This is a genomic window from Fodinibius sp., assembly GCF_041642155.1.
Taxonomy (GTDB): Bacteria; Bacteroidota; Rhodothermia; order Balneolales; family Balneolaceae; genus Fodinibius.
Map to the genome: position 1 here is coordinate 1 of NZ_JBEPWZ010000216.1, position 5,277 is coordinate 5,277.

General features: G+C 52.1%; 4 protein-coding genes. 1 reads left to right on the top strand and 3 read right to left on the bottom strand.

Annotation, left to right across the window (positions count from 1 at the left end):
- Nucleotides 1–2,020: DNA internalization-related competence protein ComEC/Rec2 (locus tag ACESLU_RS11290; protein WP_372638753.1), on the bottom strand; the 2,020-nt coding region annotated here is incomplete at its 3' end.
- Between the two features lie 216 nt (nt 2,021–2,236).
- Between ACESLU_RS11290 and ACESLU_RS11295 the strand changes: the two genes are divergently transcribed.
- Nucleotides 2,237–3,298 (top strand): isoaspartyl peptidase/L-asparaginase family protein, encoded by a 1,062-nt coding sequence (locus tag ACESLU_RS11295; RefSeq protein WP_372638754.1) that lies wholly within the window; start codon nt 2,237–2,239, stop codon nt 3,296–3,298.
- Between the two features lie 94 nt (nt 3,299–3,392).
- Here ACESLU_RS11295 and ACESLU_RS11300 read toward each other — a convergent pair whose 3' ends face one another.
- Nucleotides 3,393–4,142, bottom strand: coding sequence for a hypothetical protein (locus tag ACESLU_RS11300; RefSeq protein WP_372638755.1), 750 nt, complete (start codon nt 4,140–4,142; stop codon nt 3,393–3,395).
- Nucleotides 4,143–4,399: 257 nt separating this feature from the next.
- The gene (aat, locus tag ACESLU_RS11305) at nt 4,400–5,002 is read right to left on the bottom strand and encodes a leucyl/phenylalanyl-tRNA--protein transferase (RefSeq protein ID WP_372638756.1); all 603 of its coding nucleotides are present in this window, start codon (nt 5,000–5,002) and stop codon (nt 4,400–4,402) included.
- Nucleotides 5,003–5,277: the final 275 nt, after the last annotated feature.

Here is a 5,277-nt window from a genome sequence, read left to right on the forward strand (position 1 = left end):
CCCGGTAGCTGTAGAACAGGTCGGATTCGTATGAGGAACCCGAATGGTAAATCGTATCAATGGGGAAGGTATTTATCAGCTCTGTCACGCCCCCGATGTGATCGGCATGCGGGTGTGAAAGGAACACCCCCTCGAGCCTGTCGATTCCCTCCGCCCTCAAATAGGGGATAATGATATATTTAGCGCTGTTATAGCCGGGCTGCCACAGGCCGGTATCAATGAGATAGTGTTTGCCGGCGGGGGTCTGTACAAGGGTGGCGTCGCCCTGTCCCACATCAAAGACCGTAACCTGTAAGTCGGCCGGCTGAAGTTGCGAGACCAGCTTTTGTCCCCGGTTTACGCACAGGAGAAACAGTACTATCGAGAACCATTTCCAGCGCAGGCCGGGAATCTGCACAGAAGCAATGAAGAACAGAACGGCCGTCCAGCTCGTAAATAGTAATACACTTTCGATGTGGATCTGCATCCAGCTCCACTCCCAGCCGGCCATGGTCGTTACAAAACGATTGAGATTGATTAAGAAATAATCAACGGGTGTATTGAGCACCCGGGCAATAGCAGGCCACTGGAGGGCAACCGGCAACAGCGCCAGGGCCAGCGGCACCATTACACCTAAAACGGGTATCACAACGGCGTTGGCAAGGGGACCAATGATAGAAAATTCCCCGAAATAGTAACCCAGCAGGGGGAAGAGTCCGACTTGAACAATCAGGGAAATGACCACGACCATCACCGGCGTTCCATACCAGCGGAATCGTACCCATTCGGGCAGGGTTTGGGAGACGACGGGCGTTACCAGCAGGATGATATATACCGCTCCGAAGGAAAGCTGAAATCCGATGGTAAAGAGATCGCTGGGGTTCATCAGCAGGATGACAAGGGCGGCTACCGCCGTGAGGTTTTTGGAATTGCGTACTTTATGAAAAAGGCGGCCGTATACCAGCAACCCGCCGGTCATCGAGGCGCGGGTAACAGAAGCCGAAAATCCGGTCAGGCCCGCATAGAAAAACAGGAGCGCCGCTATCATCAGCAGCCCGATCTTCTTGCCGTACCGAAAGGTCCAGAACAGTGGTATGACGAGCCAGAACGGGGCCAAAATAAATCCCACGTGCAGGCCCGATACGGCCATAATATGGGAGAGGCCGGCCCGCGAGAAGGCCACCTTTGTTTTCTGCCTGAGCTCGTTTTTATAGCCGATAAGCAGCGCTTTGGCCAGGGAGGCCGACGGGGGACTAAACGTACGTTCGACGGCATCCAGCACGTCTCTTCGGATGCTGTTCCAGCTAAAAAGGTGGTCGGGGGTCCGTATAGCATCAATGGACTTGACACCCGCTTGCACGTAGATCTCCTTTGACGCCAGGTACCTTTTGTAATCGAACTCATGGGGATTGCCGGGTTCTTCCAGCGGGTAGACCACGGCCGTAACGTGCAGCCGGTCGCCCAGCCTCAGGTCCGCCGGGATGGGAATCTCGTCGGGATTCAGGGTCGTTCTCAGGTTATATGACCTGCTCCACGGCCGCTTATCCGGAAAAACGGTGGTATCCACGGCCACATCAATTTGATAGTTGCCCGTTCGGGTGCGCTGTATGCGATAGACTTCGCCCATGAATAGGAGTTCCTGCCAGGTATAGCTGTGAATTATCTCGGCGTCGGGCGGCATATCCTGCATATTAAACGCGGCATGCCAGGCTCCGCCAAAGCATACGACCGCGCACAGGTAGAAGCCGATAGTCCCACGGTAGAGCCGGGTTTTCAGTGTCCGACGGTGCATACTTTCGCACAGCACATAGAACAATGACGAGAACCCGAAGAGGCAAAACCACCGAAAGGGTTCGCCATCGATATGGAAATCCATTATAATACCCGCCGCAAGAAGCAGCACCAGCCTTACGGCGGGATAGGAGGCGAAAGGGAAATGATATGTCCGATGAATATTCACATAAGTAAGACCGGCCTTGAAGCCGATCCTTACAAAATAATTTGAAGCCGCGGCGGGACAGCGGCTTTGAAATAACTGCACGGGTACTTATTATAGTCAGAAGGATTCAGGTATTGATATAGGCAGCCAGTATTCTTCAACCCCGCTTGATCTCCCCTTCACAGGGGTAGGAAAATAGCATGCAGCTTTTCTTTTTTAGGAAGGGGGGCTGAAATAGGTGATTAAATGGCTTTATTTTTGGGGTTGAACACATAATTTTAATTTCCAAGTACGTATTTCGAATGTTAAGCTAATCATATGATGTTGAATAAAAAATGGATAAAGGTGTGGGCGATTATCCTGCTCGCAGGGTGTGCGGAATCGAAAAACCAACAGGAGTCGGCCTATTCTCCTGAGGAGCCTTCCCAAAAGGATTGGGCGCTCGTCATTCACGGGGGAGCGGGCGTCATTTCACAGGAGATGGCCGACTCGGTCCGGGAGGCGTACCGCGCAGACCTCGGTGAAGCCCTGGCGATCGGGGAGGAGATTCTCAAAGGAGGAGGCTCCTCGCTGGATGCGGTTGAGCGGGTCATCACCTACCTGGAAGACAATCCGAGGTTTAATGCGGGCAAGGGCGCCGTCTTTACCCACGATGGCGGACACGAACTGGACGCGGCCATTATGGCGGGAGACAGGCGGGCAGCAGGAGCCGTTACCGGTATCAGAACGGTAAAAAATCCTATTTCACTGGCCCGAATGGTTATGGAGCATTCAGAGCATGTGATGTTTGCCGGAGAGGGGGCCGAACAATATGCCGATGAAATGGATGTGGAACGGGTAAACCAGGATTATTTTTATACCGAGCGGCGCTACAGAGCGTGGAGAAGAGCTATCAAGGATGAAGAGTCCCAGTCGTCGGTCTTGAGGGATGAGAAGAGGTCCCCCACCCCGGCGCCTTCCGGAGGGGACTATCATAAATACGGAACCGTGGGATGCGTGGCACTGGACAAGGAGGGACAGCTGGCCGCGGGAACTTCGACGGGCGGCATGACGAATAAAAAGTATGGTCGCGTAGGCGATGTGCCGGTTATCGGTGCCGGTACCTATGCCAGTGATGTGGTAGCAGTGTCGATGACGGGCTGGGGCGAGCGTATCATGGAGGCGGTGTCGGGACATACGGTAAGCGCCTACATGAAGCACAAGCCCGCCAGTCTGGAGGAAGCCGGGGATTACCTGCTCAGGGAGCTGCTTGAACCCGGCGAGGCCGGGATGATTGCCGTCGATCAATACGGGAATATGCTGATGGATATGAACACGACGGGCATGTTTCGAGGGATGTCCGATTCTGAGAATCATCGCGAGGTGGCTATTTGGGAATAAGGTATGCCAGGAATTCCTCCAAGAGATCTTAGCAAAAACCGGGAATTTTGATCAGCCAGAGCGCATTTAAAACCGCAGCATAACTTCTTCCGTTCTATAAACTCGTATAAAACTGTTCTCGAAGCTCCTGGACGTAGATGCCAATATCATTTCGAAGCTCAAAAAGGCGCTCATGAAAATGCAGGTATTGCTTCCTGGTAATCAGCGACGTGTCTTTCAGGTCGCGCTGCAGGATAGTGAGCCCGTCATTGGCGCAATAAAGGGCTTTTTTATTGTACGCAATGTTGCCCCCCAGAAATTCGCGTTCAAATCCGAAGCCGTACCCGCCGGCGATTTTAGCTCCGATTTGAAGTACCTTGCCCACAAAATCAGTACAATCTTTATTCAAAAATTTGGGATTGCTATATTCGATCCATTGCAGGATAATCACCGCCAGTTCCCGGGAATCGTTATAGATGTCGAGCATCTCAATAGAACCGTTACCGGATAAGGCAAATTCATCACTCAGTTCTTTCCATTCTTCCCCGGCGTCGAAGTCGTCTTCCTCGTCCATCGGAGGTTCCTCATCCTCCCATTCATCCCAAAGAAAATCATCCACATCGCTTTCGTCCGATTCATCGTCTTCGAAATACGGGTCATCAAGCTGCAGTTCTTCTTCGATAAATGCATCCACCGCTTCCCACTCATCACTGTTTTCCCGGAGCAGGGTAAGCCACCGCGGATTGCTGTCTGAGGCGTCCGGGGCAATGAATTTTCGAAGCTGGGTATTCTGCTTGGCTATCTCGTTAAGATGGGCTTCCCACTGGTGTTCATCCCAAATATTATCGTTAAAATTAGCAAACATAGTTATAGCGCCCGGTCGATAAGGGTTATATTTATCAGTTTATGACCCGCATTTCTCAGCCTTGCCACTCGAAAGCATTGCCGAAAAAAGCCCGGGTACCGTGCTGCGCCTTTCCGATTACCCGGGATCCGGGAGTGAGAAATCAAGTCTAACTATAAGTAACGTAATTTACTCATAAATTGGTATTAAAATTTTAAGAAAGATGTAAGCGCCGAGAGGATAATTCCGTCGGAGTAGCGGGGTATGAGAATTCCGGATTAGCTGCGGTTCTTTGTATCCACCGGGTTGAACTCAGCCGATTTTTTGAGGGCCGCCTGCAGCCGTTTCTCATATTTGTAGGCCGAAATCTCGATGCAGCCGAAGCGGGCGAGGTGTTCACTCCAAAACTGGGTATCCCATAGTTCAAAACCGCCTTGTCGAAGGGCCTGGTGCGTCCAGTAGAGCGCTACTTTGGAGGCTTCCCTGGCCCGCCCGAACATCGACTCCCCGAAAAATGCCGCTCCCAGCGAAACGCCATACTGTCCCCCTACAAGCTTCCATTCCCGGTCGTAGACGCTCACCGAATGGGCGTGGCCTATGTCATGGAGGTTGCAATAGGAGTCGATCAGCTCTTCGGAGATCCAGGTGGTATCCCGATCGGCACAGGCCTCCATCACGTCTCTGAAGGCTTTGTCAAACTTGATATGATAATGCTGATTCCGGATAATCCGCTTTACATTCGATGAAACATGAAAGTTGTCAAGGGGAATAATGCCACGGTGACTGGAGGTATACCATTTTGCCTCCGGGTCATGGTGCGAGTCGGCCATCGGGAAAATGCCGTTGGCATAGGCCTTAAGTAATTTATCGGGTGAAATCATGGGAAAAGAAGCAGCTGTGACGATGGTATTTTGGTTTCTTGCGGTGCCCGGATAACAAGCAATGCAAAAAGCGATAGCAGTTCATTATCCGGTCAATTAATATCTATCCGCTTGAAATTGCATGCCGCAATGCAGCAACGGTTGTTCTCCGCTGCCAATAGGCGAGCCGGGCGGGGGACGCAATGGCTCGGGGAGGGTGAGTATTTCACCCTTCTCCGTAAATTGCTGCAACAGGCGGTAACCGTACAGCAGGGAGGCTGCCCGCTGTTGCGTTG